This window comes from Candidatus Uabimicrobium amorphum (genome assembly GCF_009002475.1).
In the GTDB taxonomy this organism is placed as follows: domain Bacteria; phylum Planctomycetota; class Uabimicrobiia; order Uabimicrobiales; family Uabimicrobiaceae; genus Uabimicrobium; species Uabimicrobium amorphum.
In genome coordinates, this window is record NZ_AP019860.1 from 6,995,156 (window position 1) to 7,012,787 (window position 17,632).

Genomic DNA, 17,632 nt, shown 5'->3' on the forward strand with positions numbered 1-17,632 from the left:
CATCGTTTAATTTAGATAAAGAGTCTATTCAATCCCTGTGTTAGGAATAGAATCATCTCATTTGAAATAAGGTGTTACCTATACATATTACATCGTTAGCGACAATAAGGCGTTTTGTTTCGCGCATGCCGTTTACAAAAGTTCCATGACGACTTTGTAAATCTACAATCTCAACCCCCGAATTTGTTATTTTCAAAAGACAGTGCTTTTCTGAAATCGAATTATCATGAGGGATAGAGAAGTCACAAAGGGGATCTTTTCCACAGGTTAATTTCGGTTTATTTATTTTTTTCATGTCACTTGATTTTTCATCTATGATGACGTAGATTTTTGACTTTCGATAACATTGAATTGTAAAGTCTTGTATATCTCGAAGAAGGGTTTTTGGCGGTAGAAAAGTCTGTTTGGTGTCGGTCACGGTCTCCTCCATTTTCATTGCTCTTATAAAATCCCGTTTTGCTCGGTCAAGTTTGCCATGCGTCTTATAGAAAAACCCCCTGTAGTAATAAGTCTCAGAACTAGGAGCTAAATATACAAGTGTATTGAAATTTTTTAAAGCGGAATCATAGTTTTTTTGAAAATGAATTTTGGCTCTGTATAGGTAGATTTGAGGGTTATTTGGTTTTAATCGTAGTGCACGGTCAAAATCTTGTAACGCTAGATCGTATTGATGTAGATTGTAATAAACAACTCCCCGTTTTGTATATATCAAATAATTATCCAAACCAAACTGTATGGCTTTGCTAAAATCTTGCGCCGCGAGGTCGTATTTCTTTTTATTATTGTAAAAAGAACCCCTACAGTAGTAAAGCTCGGGATTTTTGTGATGGAGTTCCATTTCATCACTAATAGCTTTTTCTAGATAATTACCATCCCGCTTATTGGTAGCAAAAGGATTTTCAACATTTTCCCCTTCGAAGTAATCCCATAAGTAGCGATTAGCGTGTATCGATGTATTGATTTCGATATCTTGTTTAAAAATCTGCTCTCGCAGTTCCGCGGGATACTTTTCTAAAATTTCATTAAAAAAATAACTATCGTCTACAATATAAGCTTTTCGATTAAAAGGTCGCCATTTTAATGCAATATCTAGTTTGTCCAGGTTAATTCGCCATAGACTCGAACTTGTATTTCCAATACAAGCCAATACCTTTTCTTTAGAACTAAAGCGCATCTCTATTATATTCTCCTTGAAACTGTCTAAGGTGAGTAGATGCTTTCGCGAAAAAGTGTCCCATACCTTTACTTTTTTATCATTGGAGGCGGATATTATGATTCGATCTTGGTAGCCGAAAATGGCACATTGTATATTGACGTTTTCGTCAATGGAAAAATCTTTTCCATCGACGAGATCGTAAACTGAGATTCTATTACCTGTAGTTGCAATAAGCTTTGTGGCATCTTGGTTAAAAGATAAGGATGAAATTTTTTGATCACTTTTACCAATACAGCGCTCTTCATATTCGAAACACTCTCCAATATCTAATGGGGCATTACCATCAACATCAAAAGACAAAGATGAAGTTTTTTGATTATTTTTATTGATAAAACGTACGTCTCTATCTCGTATACGTCGTGTTTTTAAACTATCCCAAATTCGGATAGTGCCATCCTCATATACCGCGGCAAAAATGTTTTCAAAACAACTAAACTCGACTAACAATACTTTCAACGAGCTATGTAGATCCATCCCATTTTGAGAAATTTTATTGTGAATTTTAATGTATGGATCTCCATAGCTTGGTTTTACATTTTTATAGGTGACGTTATGATTTTTAGATACATCATCCATTTTATAAGTTTTTTTACTGAAACTAATGTCGACGAACTTTTCTCTGAGATCCCAAAATCTGATCATTCCATCTTTTGATGCTGAAACCAATTCGTTGTGTTGGCGACTATATGTAACTTGTGCTATTTCACTGTTGTGATCTATGATAGGAAATTTTTTATATTTTTTTTCGATTTTCAGAAAACGAATTTGATCTTTGCTTTTATTTAAATCAAGTACAACTTGTTTACCAATACCTCGTTTGCATGGCGAATCTACAGAACTTTCTTTTGGTTTTTGTTCAAGGTACAATTTGCGACCTGTACTCTTATCCCAGTAAATGAATTTATCCGAAGATTTTGTTATAACTCTATTTGTCACATGGTCGAATACTATATTTTCTAGAACATCGTGACCATAATTTTTTACTATTTGCTTACTTGAGTCTAAACATCGAAAATTTATTGTTCTATTATTTTTAGAAATGGTGGCGATGTATCCCTCATTGGTATTTAAACACCAACGTTTTTTGATCTTCTTATCCTTTGGAATTTCTAATTCCAATAAAATTTTATTTTGTGTGATGTCTACAAGATACAAATATTGCTTTTCCCCATGAGTATAAACGATAATTTTGTTTTCGCTGTAGCACTCCACGAGACATGCCCGTGGTATAGTTGCCACTGTTCGCATTTCTGAATTCTTTATATCATATAAATAAATTTTACCCCTGTCTGGAGCACAACCAATTATATACTGATTGCTTGGAGAGAAAGTCGTCGCGAAAGCAGGTATACGGGCATTTATTTCAGTTCTCGTTTCTAGATTTACGATGGAATTACCGAAGAAAAACATTTTTTCATCGGAACTAAAACCAGCAGAAGAACAGAATGTTGTGGTTGTTTTATAAATAGTTTTATCTGTTTTTGTATCTAAAACTAACAATCTACCTCCCTTCGAAGTTTCATAGGATATGACAAAACTACCGTATTTACTCAAAATAATGTTTTCAAAGCCTCCCGCATCTGCTTGCAGCTCAGGATAAATCCATGTAGACTTATGTTGAACTCTTGTCTTCAAATCACTGTAAATGATATCCCTATTTTCCAAAACACAAATAATCTTTTTGTTATCTTTACTAAAGGCTAAATTGCTAGTAGCAGCGGGATGATCAAAAAAAGCAATTTGCTTTCCAGTATCAATTTCCCATATACGCATTTCTAAACCAGCCGTAGAGGCAATGAGTTCATTATCGTGACTTATAGTGATATTATCAATTTTTTCATCATGGCCAAAGGCACAAGATTCCCATTGCAACGGCGAGTCAAACCTCACTAAGGATGACCAAATAAAAACCTTACTTTCACTCTTTAGGTGTTCAATTTCGTCTTGGTAGTTATCCTGCTGTATGATTTTATTCAAAAACTCAATTGTTCGGCACGCATAAGCACCACACTGCCGGTGCAAATCATCTACTTCCCAAAATTCCTGTTCCCCGTCCATTTTTTCCAATTTTTTATCAATAGCAACTGCCTTTTCATGATGAATATAAGCTAAATTCAAAAACGCATCATCGCGTTCTTTATCCAGGTCTTTTTGTAGCTGCATCATTCTCTGTTGCTCTTCTAATTTCGCTTGTTGTTTTTTCTGTATTTCCATTGTTAGTTCATTTGCAGCTGTATCGACCTCTATTTTTTCCACTTGATTTTGCGCCAGTCCTAAATCATCATTTTCCAAAGCCAGTCGTGCATAACTTAGCCTTGTTTCTCTTTGCCCCAAACGCGCTTTCTCATTTTCATGCCACAGTTCAATAGCTTGTTGAAAACCAGAGATTGCTGATGCGAATTGTTCGTATAACTCATGCGTACTTTTTTCTTTATTTTCGAGACTGTTTTGACATTGCGTAAGTATTTCTTGCGATTTTTTGGTGATGAGAATGCTCTCATGGTGTATCAAGTAGTCCTGGATCTCTTTTTGAAATTCAATTATTTTTTGATGGCGCTCAATAATGCTTCCTTGTAAGGCTTTTGTACAAATAACTTGTAGTTCATCTGGTATTTCTTTTTCAAAAGGTGGAATATTACCCTCTCTTGCCGCAAGCAAAACTTGCCAAATCGAGTTTCCTTGGTGTGGCGGTCTGCGGTGAAGAATTTCATACAAAATCCCGCCTAAAAGATATACATCCGTAGCGTACGAAATATCTTTTCCTCTACCTTCTGCTAATTCGGGAGATACATAGCAAGGTGTTCCCATCGGATGCTGTATTTCGGTATTTCTAAGTGTACGTGTTTCTTCTTTACTGTGTTGCTCACTCAAATCAACAGCAATTCCCCAATCCATAACCAGCACCTCACCAAACTCTCCGATCATGATATTTTCTGGTTTTAGGTCGCAGTGGACGATATTCTTACTGTGTGCGTAGGCGATTGCATTGCAGACATTGAGAAGTATTTGCAAATGCCCCTCCAGATCGTATTGAGAGGCTTTTTCTTGTTGTTCTTGCGTTTTGGGATAGAGAAGATCTTTCCACGATGTTCCTTGTACCAACTTCATTGCAAGAAGAATTTCTCCTTGTTCGTTTTCGTCTATTTCATGTACAGGCACAATATTAGGATGCTCTAGATAAGCGTTTACCAGAGATTCCGCCAAGAATTTTTCTTTCTCTTTTGTTGACAGCATTTTCTTGATGGCGATGTCGCGCTTTAGTTTTGTCTGCTTCGCCTGGTAGATAATTCCCATGCCACCGCGATTGATTTCTGTCAAATCGACATAATCAGCGGACGGATTTTGCGCAGTGTTGATTTTGCTTTTGGTTTGTATTTTTTCGACATCAGCGTTCTGTACTTGTGTCTTGTGATCGGAGTATGTTTGTGTTGGATCGCTCTGAACTATCGTTGCTTTGCCAGAAAACGTTTCGCGAGGTTTATATGTGCCCCTGACATCTTCACTGTCATGTAGTAATTTTTTCCACTGTGATTTAAATTTTTCTTCATCCATGAATAATCACCTTGTCAAAAGATTATCGAGTACAACACAGTACGCGACTTTACCTGCTAGAAAGAAATAGATTTATAGTTGGTTGTTGAAATCATTGCAGTGAAGGATATTCTAAATAGTAAACAAAAACCAAACAATGTAAAAATTTGTTAAATAAACTTGTTTTCCATGCATCTCTATCTGCTCGGTGGTTTATTTTTTGTTATTTGCTCTCTTCTGATGACTCATGAATAACAGCCCAGCCGATGTGAGGACATAAGAGCTTATCTTTTACTTCTACACCTAAAAAGCCCGAAAGAAATGTCATGTTGAGTTTTTGATCTTCGTATTGCCATATGAAATTCACCTGCGAAATTCCGCTAGGGACGTCGTTGATTTTGATATGGCGGTAGCTAAATACATCTGGAAAAAACTTGATGATCCAACCATTGATATCACACCCACCACTAGCATTATTTTTTTTGTAAATGTTTTTCCAAAAATGACGATCTATTTTACCGTTTGCTGTATCTAGCAGTTTTTGCAATACCGGAGTCATAGAATCAACCCACTCTTGCAATCCGTATTTTTTGAGTTTTTGCGTTTTGTGTAGAATTGTTTCCCAGTCTTTGGGTGTTCCTTCTAAAGTTACTTTGGGAATGCCACATCGGGTCATTACTCTGTAGGAATAGTAGTTTTTCATACTATCCATCAGTGCAATTTCAAAAGCGGCTTTTGTGTCAACAGTGGTTGTTGAAAACTCCGAGACTACGACTTTCGCTATATCTCCCTTCGTGCTTTGCGCAATTTGCTCCGAAAATTCTGCAAAAACTCCACGCCAATCGTTTTCTTCGCCCAGTACAAAATCATCGCGACGCACTGTAATCACTTTTTTGCCTTTATGATCTACAAAATGAGTACGGAGTTGCTGCTCATTTTCTTGAATATGTTTTGCCAGTCCCTGGACAATCATCAACCACATCATATCTGGCGAAATAGAGATTGCCATATGATTGTCGTAGGCACGGTTTAGCATCGCCATCATCGGATGAAAAGCGGTGTAGTAGACATCTTTTTTTGTTTGCGAATAAGCCTCTATTTCTCCCAGTTTCCACTTTTTGATGTTTTTTGCCAACGATTTTGTCCAATGATCTTTGATGTATGTAAAGTCGTAAAAACAAGCAACATCATCAACGTTAAAAGTAATTTCTGCATGCAAGGTCAAAAGACCACACATCGTTAAAATAACACTATGAATTTTTTTGTTCATGGTTTTCTCCTTCGCTAATAATTGTGGTTAGTTCATCTCTCTCTGAAAATAGTCGCTGTCTTTAAATACGACTCGATTTACAATATTTCATTCACAAAAAAATCAGAAATGCATTTTTCTGTCGTATTGAAAAGAAAAAAACGCTTTGCCAATTTTGATCAATTATTGAAAGGTGCGTATTTATATGTGTCTCATAACAACTGTCGATGAGCGGTTGACCTAAGTCACAACAATATGAATGTGTCGAGAAATACATGTACGTTTATGAATTTCTCCTATACGTACATACATCTTCGCCACATGGTTTTAGAGGACTACAATAATGAATGTTGCTTCCCCGAGGAGGATTATCCATCTTGATCGCTCTATCAAACTCCCAGGGGGTGATGCTAATGGGCTTGATAAAAGTATTTGGCAAAAGTTTGTGAATCACACTGTTTTCCCCGGGATAAACACGACTGTCTACAATGAGAAATCGCAAAGATTTTAATTGTTCCACGTCTGTAGGAATTGTCATATATGTTCCCGATACATCTAAAAACTCTAAACGCGGTAAAGTAAAAAGTTCCTGCGGCAAAGTTTTCAGCTTATTCCCTACTTTGGGAGGGTCGTAGATATTGATTTTCCCCGGTGGGGTCAAGTAAGACATTTTCGGCCTTTCGCTTTGTTGTTTGTTGCTTATGCTCAACTTACGTAGTGAAGACAGCTGTCCGATTTGTGGAGGTAGATTTTGTAAATAGTTAAATTCCAGCTCTAAAATGCTAAGCGCCTGCAAATTTTGAATCCCACAAGGCAAAGTTTGTACGGTGTTATTGGAAATATTTAGATACTGCAGTTTTTTTAACGCACAGATACTTTGAGGGAATTCTTTCATCTTATTGGCCACCAGCCACAATACTCTTAAGTTACTCAACTTGTCTATTTCTTGCGGCAAGGTTTGCAGATAATTGCGCGACACATTTAGTCCCTCTAAATTGCTGAGAACACCTATTTGAGGAGGAATAGAAGACAAAGAATTATAGCTCAAATCAAGAGCTTTCAATTTCGTTAAGGAAAATACATATTGCGGAATTTGTAGTAGTTCCTGGTGGGATAAATCTAAGGCAAAACGTCGTGAGAAGTTGCAGTTTTCAAACTGACAGCCTTCAAGATCCGCAAATAAAGCGTCCTCACGAAAGCTACAGTTTTCAAAATACGCGTGTTGTATCGCATATTTTTTTAGAGGAAGATAAAACGTACAGCCATAGTAAACTGTTTTGCTGTGGACATCATGTAAAACTTTTTTGACAATCTTTTTCATTAGAGACTCCTTATCTTGGAAATTGATTTACGTTTTCTTTCAATACGACGCTCTTTTTCCTGAGCCCTAACAATTCCTCTACCATCTTTATATTTACTCTGTTTTTTACTAATTGAGATAAAAAGTCGTCGCGACATATCGTAACCAGCTTTTATCTCCACAGCATCTAGAATGAGAACGAAGACGTTTGTTTATAGATTACCGGACATTTTCTTATTAATTATTGATTTTACGCATATCCATAATATAACAACTGTAATTTTTGTAAAAAATCAAATTTAGTGATTATATTAATTTTGTAAAGTTTATTGGTAATGACAATTCAAATTATAATATAGGTAACATATGTGTAATCAATTTACGGAACATCATGAAGTAGTTAATCTTATAAAAGATTTAAAAGAAGAGGGAATTGAGAATAAAGTTTTCTCAAATGTAGTTGATGAGAACAACAAGCAATATGTTGATATTGTTATGGAGGGTGGTGGCGTACTTGGTCTAGCATTAGTTGGGTACACATACGTCTTGGAGCAAATGGGTATACGTTTCTTAGGTATCGGAGGTACTTCTGCTGGTGCTATCAATGCGTTATTCCAGGCTGCTTGTGGCATTCCTCATGAAGCTAAGACCGAAAAAATAATATCGATACTCGCTGAAACAAATTTTTACAGATTTGTAGATGGTGATGACGATGCCAGAGATTTTATAGATGCTTTCGTTGGTGGAGCTAGAACATTAAAACTATTCTGGAAGGGATGGCAAGTAATAGACAATATCAATGAGGATCTCGGATTAAATCCTGGCGAAGAATTTTTGTCTTGGCTCACCGAAGAACTACAAAAAGAAAGCATAAATACATCTCAGGATTTGCAAGCTAAAATGAATACTTTTCCTCACCCCTTAAAGCTTAGAGGAGATGGTTCCGAACTACCTTTGGACGATGTAAAATCTAAATTAGTTTTTATTTCTTCGGACTTAACGACAGATACCAAGGCTCAATTTCCTCAAATGGCGGGCTTATACTGGGAAAATCCCGAAAGTGTAAATCCCGCAGAGTTTGTTCGAGCTTCCATGTCGATACCCTTTTTTTTCCATCCATATATTGTAAAAAACATTCCTCAGGGAACAGAAGCTATTAGCCAGTGGAGGAAGCATGCTCTTTATAAGGGGGCTATCCCAAAAGAAGTTTATTTTGTAGACGGAGGTGTTATGTCTAACTTCCCTATAGATTTATTCCACCGTAAAAATTTTGGAGTTCCTAATCGGCCAACTTTCGGTGTCAAATTAGGTTTTGAGCGTCAAAATATAAGAAATATAAAGGGACCTATTAGTTTTCTTGGCGCTATATTCGACAATGCTAGACATACCCTAGATAATGATTTTATAAAAAGAAATCCAGACTATAAGCATTTAGTATCTTACATAAATACCGACGATTACAACTGGATAGATTTTAAAATTTCAAATGAAAACAAGGTTGGTCTTTTTGTAGAAGGAGCTAAAACGGCTGCCGATTTCTTGAGGAAATTTGATTGGCAAAAATATCTACAAGAACGACAGGCGATTGAAAATGCTTTTTGTTCAAGAACTTAAGCATATTATCAGATACGTAAAAAAACACTAAAAGTAATTTAGATGTGGTAGTTGAATACAACAAAAGAAATAAGTCCACGATAAAAGTTTCATCTCATTTTGTGACGAAACTGATACTATGCCATTTGAGCACATTTTTGATGAAACTTTTTATACTTTAAGTATTTGTAGGCTTCTTATCAGAGACAACTTAGACGCCTCGATAAATATAACTAGCTGTCGCGAGAAGTTGATAACAACAATGAAAATAGTCTTAGAAAATGTGAGAAGCGACTTATTTTTCCTGTGTTCCTTAGCTAATAATTGTGGTTAGTTCACCTATCTCTGAAAATAGTAGCTGTCTTCAAATACGACTTGATTTAGAACATTTCATTCACAAAAAAATCAGAAATACATTTTTCTGTCGTATTGAAAAGAAAGAAATGTTTTACCAATTTTTATGAACTACTAGAGGAGGCATAGTTATATGTGTCTCATAACAGTTGTTGTCCTAAGTCTTAATAATTTGGAGTGAGTTATGTTTTTATTAAATGCTAGTTCGGCAGGTAATATTCTATCTATTCTTCAGATAGCGGCTCTTATTGCAGCTTTTTTGTTTTTCTTGTTAAAGGTAGTGTCCGGTTATCTTCTTATCGACATGTCAGTTGAAGTTACTCCTAAACGAGTAAAATGTGATGATAAAGAAGACTATCTTGTGATAGGCTTGAAACTTGAAAAACATCAGAATTGTTCTGTAAATATCCATGATATCGCTGCAAATATTACAGATTCAGATGGAAAAAAAATTACAACGGAAAAATTTAAGTTTGAGAAGGTTGGATGTGACTCGATACGTAGGTTTTTTGGTCTAGGGAAAATAGAATGGGAAAAGGAAAATAAGAGTGGGTACATCACACTTGCTCCAAGAGAAGTCACTCATCTTGTTTGCAATATAAAAGAAAAAATAAAAAGTGATGAAATTTACAAAGTGGAAGTTGCTGTTTTAGGTAAAGGATGGTTTCGTCCCGCGATTTCTAGGTGGTACTGCTCTGTTGCTTCTTTGCCAAATAGTGAAGATCAGAGTCAACTAAAACAGTTAAAAAACGATATTGGTAGCCTGAAAAAGGAAATCGTTAATTTAAAAGTTGAACAACAGACGGAGTTAAAAAATGATATTTGTAGTCTGAAGACGGAGTTACAAAATGATATTGGTAGTCTGAAGACGGAGTTTAAAAATGATATTGGTAGTCTGAAGACGGAGATAGTTGGTTTAAAAACTAAACAGACCAACGCGAAGGAACCTACACCTAAAAGTAATAACTAGATTGTCAAAAAAGTACTAACTTCGAGAAATAGAGGTTAGTACTTTATGGCTCTTTTGCAGTAACCTCATCAAAAATATTGCTTCCAATCCATGACAAATTTTGTTGGTACACCCGCTTGGCGATACCAACATAATACTTTATTTCAACGATTTGTGACTTTGGTGACAGAGAGCGTTGTCGATCTCGACCTGATCCCGGAAATTCAACTTATTAATAAACAATAGCAACACATTACGGCTCTAAACAATGGTCTAGTCATAGTCAACAAACAAGCACAAAAGAATATAAAAACTATTTTCTTATTTTTCTTAAAGATTTTATAATACCAACCAACTGATTCTAACGGATTTGGTGGTCGTGTGTATAGAGTCTAAAATTTTGTACAAATAGCAATACGTGTCATTCCCATGAAAATGGGAATCCAACTCCGCAAAGTAGATTTACTTTTGCTGGATCCCTTGTCAATCAAGGGATGACACTCTAAAATAGTTTTCTAGTTCCAGAACAAAAAAGGTACAACGTTTAGCTGTTTTAGACGATGACCACCAAATCCGTTAGAATAGGTGGCAAACGTTTTGCGATTTTGGAATTATGAGGTGCTTCATGGATAAATTAGACGAAAAACTACAAAGATTAAAAGACTTATACGATCGTAACCTGATTGATGAAAAGCAGTACAAAGAACAACAGCAAATTCTCCTAGCGTCATGGACGCAATCGTCACCAGCCACACAAGCTGCGAACTCTTCTCACACAATTGGTGTCATGGATACCGAGTTAGACGGTGAAGATACTCCGCCTGCAACAGCACAAGAAATTTTTTCTCCAGGACAAATTGTTGGTGATAAATACGAAATTATTGAACTTCTTGGCAAAGGTGGAATGGGAGTTGTGTACAAAGTAAGGCATCTTCTTCTTCAGGAAAACATGGCACTGAAAGTCTTGCATGCGCACATGTCGCAGAATCCAAAAGTAAAACAACGCTTTGTTCGTGAAATGAAAATCGCAAGAAAACTAGTGCACAAGAACATTTTGCAGGTTGCGGACTTCGGGGAGACGCAAAACGGCCGTCAATTTTTTACCATGGATTTTTCAAATGGCATTAGTTTGCAGCAACTACAACAGCAAACAAAACTTTCCGAAGAAAGAGCCGTTGGCATTACGAAACAAATCCTCGAAGGCCTGGTAGAAGCGCATAACTTAGGAGTCATTCATCGCGATTTAAAACCTGCCAACATCCTTGTCGAAAATCGTTCCCAGTGTGACCACGTATTGATTTTAGATTTTGGTATCGCTAAATTAAATCAAGAGCAGGATGTTCATCTAACTCAGGAAGGGGCGATCGGAACTCCACATTACATGTCACCCGAGCAAGCTGCCGAAGAAGAACTAGATGCCCGAAGCGATTTGTTTTCCGTGGGGATTATTCTCTATCAAATGCTTTGTGGACAGTTACCGTTTACCGGAAACACAAAAATGCAAATTCTTATGGCAAGAATTAACCGTCAAGCAATTCCCATACAGCAGTTTTCTTGTCAAATCTCCAAACACATCGAAAATGTTGTCAATCAAGCTCTACAAAGAGAAAAACAAAAACGATTTGCCAACGCCGAAGAATTTCTACAGGCACTAGAACAACAAACAACTGCGTTACGAAAAACAACACCAAAAAATCAAGAACTCCTACAGCATCTTGCGCGCATACAACAACCTTCTCCGCCCTTTTATATTGAAGTGTGGAGTGAATTGTGGAGAGAAAGACAGGAGCAACGCAAGATAGTCGTTTCTCCGTGCTACCCAATGGGAGAACGTATCAATATTTGTTTTTCTTCAGATAAAGATTGCTATCTAACGCTTATCAACATTGATCCTGATGGAGACATTACCGTATTATTTCCCAACAAATTTCAACAAGACAATCACATAGTTGCTCATGAGGTGCACAAGGTGGGAGAGAAGGGATTTCAGTTTATAGTCGGTGAACCCCATGGCAATGAAGTTGTCAAAGCAATTGCCACAACCAAGAAAATGAACCTTCTCGATATGGATTTACAAGAATGGAAGAGTGCTCTTGCTACCATTCCCAAAGAAAGAGCACAACGAAAGATTATGGTGTTGGCAGAAACATTGGCCGAAGAAAATTTGCAATGGAGTGAAGCCAGCCATGAGTTTGCCAAAGATGAGTGACCATTTTTCTAAAGGCTTATTTTGTTGGACATTTAGATTTTTTACTCATCTTTTAGCCTAATTCCATTATAGTTCAGTCCATTCATTCCCATCGACGGTATTGCCACCAAGGTCACCCTGTAAATTACCCGATTCCTGCGAATCAATGTCGAAAGCACTATTGGCTTTGGGAATGTTTAAGCCTATGTAATTATGATTTGTGCACTGGAAAACAATGCCTTTTTCGTTTATGACGAACGCTCTTCGATTCTCTTGAATTGGCCAAGCATAAATGACAAAATGTTGTTCTTGCAAAAGAATGGGCAAGTTATCCTGTCGTAATTTCTTGTCATTTTCTCCTATCGCTTCCGTTCTTCCGGGCAAATAACAGTAAAAATAATATCCATTTTTTGTTGGTAACTCATTTTTAAATTTTAGCTTTTCGATAAAGGGGGTTTTTACAGAAAAATCCTGTCCTCTAACCAAAGAGCTACCATCTAGCTCACTCAGAAAACCATACTCGCCTAAGCCATTTAAATTTTGATCACATACATTATGTGACTTAAATAACGCTTGGGAAGTAGAATAGCTCCTCAAAATATAAATAATGTTTTCCTCTTTTGCTGCTTCAAAGCGTTCTATTGATGATAAATAAAAAGGTAAAGATAAAACCTGCAAAAGAAGGGCGTATGTAGCAAGTGCAAAAAAGAATTTTGCGATATTTAGCATAAAAAGATCACTTTTCTCTTCAATTATGACTTTTTCTGCTTTTTCACATAAATCCTGTACGTTTGTACTTTTGGTAATCTTGAGTTTTTCAATGTGTGTCTGCGCAAGTCTGGTATCTTTAAAATCCAATGCAAGCTCCGCAATTTTCGCATGTGCTCGTAATTTGTTTTTTTGCGCAGATTGATTTCCTCTCCATAAATCAATAGCACGTTGATAGAGAGTTATTGCTTCAATAAAATTTGTATACAAATATGAAGCAGAAAATTTTGGGCTTATAAATAAATCTAAATTACTCTTGGTTAATAACCATCTATATATTTGCCAAATTAAAAAAACGACGTTTGAAAGCATCATACTATTTAGAGGTACCGTAAGCATAAGCATTGAAGACGTAGTACTTAGTTTTTTTAAACAGTAAAATAGGATTGTACTCATGATGCAAAAATAAGCTACAAATAGTATTTTCCCAGTTTTTTTCGAATAAAACCACCAGTAGGGAAAATAAGCTTTTCCTGGTATGTCAAAAACAATACGTTTAATCTTTTGCCAAGTAGAGGGCTTTTTGTGTTGAGTTGCAGCATATTTTACTGCATTATTGTATAACTCTGTGGCTTTGTTGGATAAAGAAATACTCTCGCGATGTTGTAGATACTCTTCAAGTGCTTTTTGGAAATGAGTAACACGTCGATAACGGTCTTGACTTTTTTTGCACATTGCTTTGTGACAAATTTGGCGTAATTGTAAAGGAATGTTCTCTTTAAAGGGAACAGGTTTACTTTCTTTGGCAGCTAACAAAACCACCCAAAGGCTTTTGCCTATATGCGGAGGGATATGATGTATGATTTCATATAGAATACCACCAAGAAGGTAAACATCTGTTGCAAATGATATATCCTTACCACGCCCCTCTGCTAGCTCTGGGGCCATGTAGCAAGGGGTTCCCATTGGCGTTGTAATATCATCTTTGTGGAAAGTGCGCCTTTCATCGGGATTTTTTCGAACATCAACAGCAATTCCCCAGTCCATGACCAACACCTCACCAAAATCTCTAATCATGATATTATCGGGCTTTAAATCACAGTGAACAATGCCTTTACTATGAGCGTAGTTAATTGCGTTGCATACATTGATAAGAATCTCCAAATGCTTTTGTAAATTATATTCTCGTGCTTTTTCTTTATGTTCGACAGTTTGCGGATATAGTAGGTCCTTCCATGAAACGCCCTTTACTAACTTCATGGCTAGAAGAATATCACCGTCTTCGTTTTGGTCCATTTCATATATGGGTATAATATTTGGGTGATCTAGATACGCTGCACCAAAGATTCTGCAAGGAATTTATTTTTTTCTACCTGTGGAAGAGTTTTCTTAATGGCAATTTCCCGCTTGAGTTTCGTTTGTTCCGCCTGATAGATAATGCCCATTCCGCCACGATTGATTTCCTGGTAATTTTGATAGTCTTTTTCAACGTAAAAATCTGTGTGAACTGGTGTCGAATTCTTCGGAGGTGTAGTTTCTTTTGCAGAAAAAGTCACTTTTTCTGCTGGGTCTTGTGGATTTTTAGTAGAGTCTCCAGAGAAAGTTTGTCTGATAGAATCAACATTTACAGGATTTTCATCAGGAGATACAGTTGAGTTTTCAGAAAATGTATCTGTTGACGATGGGTGATCAGATTGAATAGCTCCATCACTAGAAAAGGTTTGTCGTTGTGGAAATACTGTGATATCGTGTGAAAATGTCATCTCTCTAGATTTGTATGTATTGCGTACAGAGTGCTTTTGTGAGTTACCTTGCTCAAGTATTTTTGACCACAGTGAACGAAATGTATCTTTGTCCATGATGCCTCCTGAAAAAATAAACTTAGAATGCAATCCATTGTTTAGAATATCTACGTTTTTTTGGCCAATGGACCGCATTGGAACATTGGTGAAAAAAGTTAAAATACTGTAACAGATTTAGTGCGATATTTCAAATCTACTTGGTGCAAAAGATTATTCTCCGCTGCCGTATGATTGCCTAGACCAGAAAACAATGCGTTCCCAATCTCCATCCTACAGAAGTCAATTATCTAGTAGAATGGAGAAGAAGAAATTCTAAAACAGATAAAAATCATCATTAAACTTACGAAATACACCTTTTTCCGCGTGGTTCTTTAAACTGTATGGAATGCGACCATACATCAGCCACTTGGTTTTGTCGTGGCGTGCAAACATGTCTTGGCAAATATTCTCAAGTGATTGTATGGTACGTGCGTGAAACAAGTCGTTTTGGCTGCCGAAATCGTTGCGACTGTAGTACATCATGTATACGTAGCGATAGTGCTTTTCGGCAAATGCTTTATTGATGTACTCACTTATGGTCTTGAAGTGAATTGGTTGAAAACTGCAAATTTCCCCACGTTGTCCACTACGCTTCCATGCCTCGACCACACGTGACCAGATAATTTTGCTCATCGGCTCGTGCGCTTGCTTCAGCACAAAAGGAACGTGGATATACACTTTTTCACCGTTGCCTAAATCAACAAGAAAATCGCGAAAGCTAATCAAAATTAAGTCAATGCCCATTTGCTCAAGAATGTGCACTAACGCCAGCTCGCTGTTACCACTACCATAACGGCCATTTTCGTCTTTTTCGCTCCACATATTCATATCTACCGCCAAAACACCCAGGTACTGCGAAGGGTCGAATGTTGTTTCGATACGTCGCCGTTCGGATTGGAAAATCTTTGGTATTTGTCGTGTATACTTTGCGAGAGGAACGCGGTATAGACGATTCATATTGATGCGCGTTCCCGAACTTTTGTGTTGCGCAAAAATATTAAGATCCAGGTTGCCTTCCATTTTACGCATCATGCATTTGCGCCACTCTTTAATCCAACTACTATTGAAGTAACGCTCAAGACGTTCCCATTCCTGTGGCCACGCGTTTTTTACCAGCAAATTCGCGGGAATTTCGGCGACGGGAATATGCAATTCTTTGTGTTTTTTTAGAGGAACATTACCATTCTTTAGTGCCGCAATAAGCGCATTCATGTCATCCTCGGAAGATACAATGTCAACACCCTCTACTTGCACCATACTAAAGTTTTCACTACCTACTCCAGCAAAGGGGTTGCTTTGTAAATTGCCAAATTCTACTCCTTGCCACACAACACAAGGATACTCCTCACAATCGCTGTGGGGGTGGTAGCTTCCTTTAAAACCGTGCAGCGCCGGAAATCTTCGGTGTAGATACTTGCGCTCTTTGCGCATCCACTTGCGAATGAGTTTCACTGGTGGCGATTCTTCGCGATATTGTTTTTTGATAATATAATGATAATTAAAAAGGCGCGATGCCATAAGAACATCGTAGAAAGCGACTTGTGGTTGTACAAAAAGAGCTGTTCCCTCCATAACGACAGTTACGGGTTCTTTCGCTCGCTCGGCCACGACCACATTTACTTGCTTGCCACTAACAAACGAAGTAATCATATTTAACGCGCGTGGAAGTATTTTGTCTACTTGATACATGTTTTTCTCCTTTTGTTGTTTATCGACCGTAACGACCAAAAAAATTGTTCTTACTACTTCGTGGAAAGATGAAATTTAGAGGAGTTCCCACGCTGCGCATGGGAACTCATTACAAGTTAGTACTCATCATCGTCGTCATCGTCATCATCGTCGTCATCATAAGAGTCGTAGTAGCTATCAGAACTACCATCTCCCAAAGAAACGCGCATTTTGGCGCTATCATGTGCTTCTTTGTCGGTAATATAGGCATTGACCAGGGTTACTTCCTTGGCAGCGTTTTCATCGATACCAGCAACCAAGAACTTGATCAAACGATCAAGGGAACGAAAACTCAATGAAATTTGATTTTCGTTGCTACTACAAATTCCACGATAGTCCTTCCACAGAGCAATTGCTTTTTTGCAAATTTCCTCTTCGACCGTTGGGTGGTTTACTTTGACAAAGTCGTAGATTTGCTGATCACTCAATGTCGGAACCTCAATGATATTGAAGTCATCATATAACGCCATAGCGATCCCACTATTGCGACGGCACTGTACACTAATCGAGTTACTGGTGGCGATGAGACAAAAATCCTGCGGAATGGGCGTTAGTTCTCCGGTATATGGATTTGTTACTTGGCTTTGGCCACGCAGTGCCAAAATACTCGCCAGCGTCTCAAGGGGAATCAAATGGATTTCTTCTATAATGAGAAAAACATTGCGCTCCAGTGCCATCGCCAGAGGACCTTTGCAAAAAATAGTTTTTTCGCCATCGAGATTCCATGTTCCCCACAAATGAGAAACTTCCGTTTCTGGTGTACCCCACACCACCTCAAAATCACCACTATACGCTCGGGCCATATCCTGGGCGCATGTGGTTTTTCCACATCCCGGAGGACCAACGAGAAGTAGGTGAGGATGGGTTTCGATACATGCTTGTGCGAGTTTGTGCCACGGAAGAGTTGCGCGGTGGTTTTCACAGCGGTATACATTCATATCAACGTTTTTTGTTAGCATCGTGTTCTCCTTTTTT

The 17,632-nt window shown here is 37.5% G+C and carries 10 protein-coding genes; 3 read left to right on the forward strand and 7 right to left on the reverse strand.

Going from position 1 to position 17,632, the window contains the following annotated elements; all coding sequences use genetic code 11:
* Positions 1–52: 52 nt before the first annotated feature.
* The 3 genes from UABAM_RS24570 to UABAM_RS24580 all read right to left on the reverse strand — a co-directional run bounded on the left by UABAM_RS24570 (position 53) and on the right by UABAM_RS24580 (position 7,317).
* Positions 53–4,768, reverse strand: coding sequence for a protein kinase domain-containing protein (locus UABAM_RS24570; protein WP_151970642.1), 4,716 nt, complete (start codon positions 4,766–4,768; stop codon positions 53–55).
* Between the two features lie 202 nt (positions 4,769–4,970).
* On the reverse strand, positions 4,971–6,017 hold the full coding sequence (locus tag UABAM_RS24575; protein ID WP_151970643.1) for a DUF4419 domain-containing protein: 1,047 nt from the start codon (positions 6,015–6,017) through the stop codon (positions 4,971–4,973).
* A 262-nt stretch (positions 6,018–6,279) separates the two neighbouring features.
* Positions 6,280–7,317, reverse strand: coding sequence for a leucine-rich repeat domain-containing protein (locus UABAM_RS24580; protein ID WP_151970644.1), 1,038 nt, complete (start codon positions 7,315–7,317; stop codon positions 6,280–6,282).
* A 345-nt stretch (positions 7,318–7,662) separates the two neighbouring features.
* Here UABAM_RS24580 and UABAM_RS24585 point away from each other — a divergent pair, with 345 nt between their 5' ends.
* The 3 genes from UABAM_RS24585 (at position 7,663) to UABAM_RS24595 (ending at position 12,401) form a co-directional block, all read left to right on the forward strand.
* Positions 7,663–8,910, forward strand: a complete 1,248-nt coding sequence (locus UABAM_RS24585; RefSeq protein WP_151970645.1) for a patatin-like phospholipase family protein — start codon at positions 7,663–7,665, stop codon at positions 8,908–8,910.
* 517 nt (positions 8,911–9,427) lie between these two features.
* Entirely contained in the window at positions 9,428–10,213 is a 786-nt protein-coding gene (locus UABAM_RS24590; protein ID WP_151970646.1) for a hypothetical protein, read from the forward strand.
* A gap of 604 nt (positions 10,214–10,817) precedes the next feature.
* Complete coding sequence (locus UABAM_RS24595; RefSeq protein WP_173013556.1) at positions 10,818–12,401, forward strand: serine/threonine-protein kinase; 1,584 nt, start codon at positions 10,818–10,820, stop codon at positions 12,399–12,401.
* 66 nt (positions 12,402–12,467) lie between these two features.
* On the opposite strand, the gene UABAM_RS24600 is transcribed toward UABAM_RS24595, so the two are convergent.
* The 4 genes from UABAM_RS24600 to UABAM_RS24615 all read right to left on the reverse strand — a co-directional run bounded on the left by UABAM_RS24600 (position 12,468) and on the right by UABAM_RS24615 (position 17,616).
* Positions 12,468–14,384 (reverse strand): serine/threonine-protein kinase, encoded by a 1,917-nt coding sequence (locus UABAM_RS24600; RefSeq protein WP_151970648.1) that lies wholly within the window; start codon positions 14,382–14,384, stop codon positions 12,468–12,470.
* 29 nt (positions 14,385–14,413) lie between these two features.
* Positions 14,414–14,947: a hypothetical protein gene (locus UABAM_RS24605; RefSeq protein WP_151970649.1), complete on the reverse strand. Its 534-nt coding sequence runs from the start codon at positions 14,945–14,947 to the stop codon at positions 14,414–14,416.
* Between the two features lie 255 nt (positions 14,948–15,202).
* Positions 15,203–16,618, reverse strand: a complete 1,416-nt coding sequence (locus tag UABAM_RS24610; RefSeq protein ID WP_151970650.1) for a hypothetical protein — start codon at positions 16,616–16,618, stop codon at positions 15,203–15,205.
* Between the two features lie 116 nt (positions 16,619–16,734).
* Positions 16,735–17,616: an AAA family ATPase gene (locus UABAM_RS24615; protein ID WP_151970651.1), complete on the reverse strand. Its 882-nt coding sequence runs from the start codon at positions 17,614–17,616 to the stop codon at positions 16,735–16,737.
* Positions 17,617–17,632 lie beyond the last annotated feature (16 nt).

Bases quoted from the DNA above. Each gene is read 5' to 3' on its own strand.
- UABAM_RS24595 (WP_173013556.1), top strand. From the start codon at position 10,818: ATGGATAAATTAGACGAAAAACTACAAAGATTAAAAGACTTATACGAT.
- UABAM_RS24585 (WP_151970645.1), top strand. From the start codon at position 7,663: ATGTGTAATCAATTTACGGAACATCATGAAGTAGTTAATCTTATAAAA.
- UABAM_RS24605 (WP_151970649.1), bottom strand. From the start codon at position 14,947: ATGGACAAAGATACATTTCGTTCACTGTGGTCAAAAATACTTGAGCAA.
- UABAM_RS24575 (WP_151970643.1), bottom strand. From the start codon at position 6,017: ATGAACAAAAAAATTCATAGTGTTATTTTAACGATGTGTGGTCTTTTG.
- UABAM_RS24570 (WP_151970642.1), bottom strand. From the start codon at position 4,768: ATGGATGAAGAAAAATTTAAATCACAGTGGAAAAAATTACTACATGAC.
- UABAM_RS24610 (WP_151970650.1), bottom strand. From the start codon at position 16,618: ATGTATCAAGTAGACAAAATACTTCCACGCGCGTTAAATATGATTACT.
- UABAM_RS24615 (WP_151970651.1), bottom strand. From the start codon at position 17,616: ATGCTAACAAAAAACGTTGATATGAATGTATACCGCTGTGAAAACCAC.
- UABAM_RS24580 (WP_151970644.1), bottom strand. From the start codon at position 7,317: ATGAAAAAGATTGTCAAAAAAGTTTTACATGATGTCCACAGCAAAACA.
- UABAM_RS24600 (WP_151970648.1), bottom strand. From the start codon at position 14,384: ATGGACCAAAACGAAGACGGTGATATTCTTCTAGCCATGAAGTTAGTA.
- UABAM_RS24590 (WP_151970646.1), top strand. From the start codon at position 9,428: ATGTTTTTATTAAATGCTAGTTCGGCAGGTAATATTCTATCTATTCTT.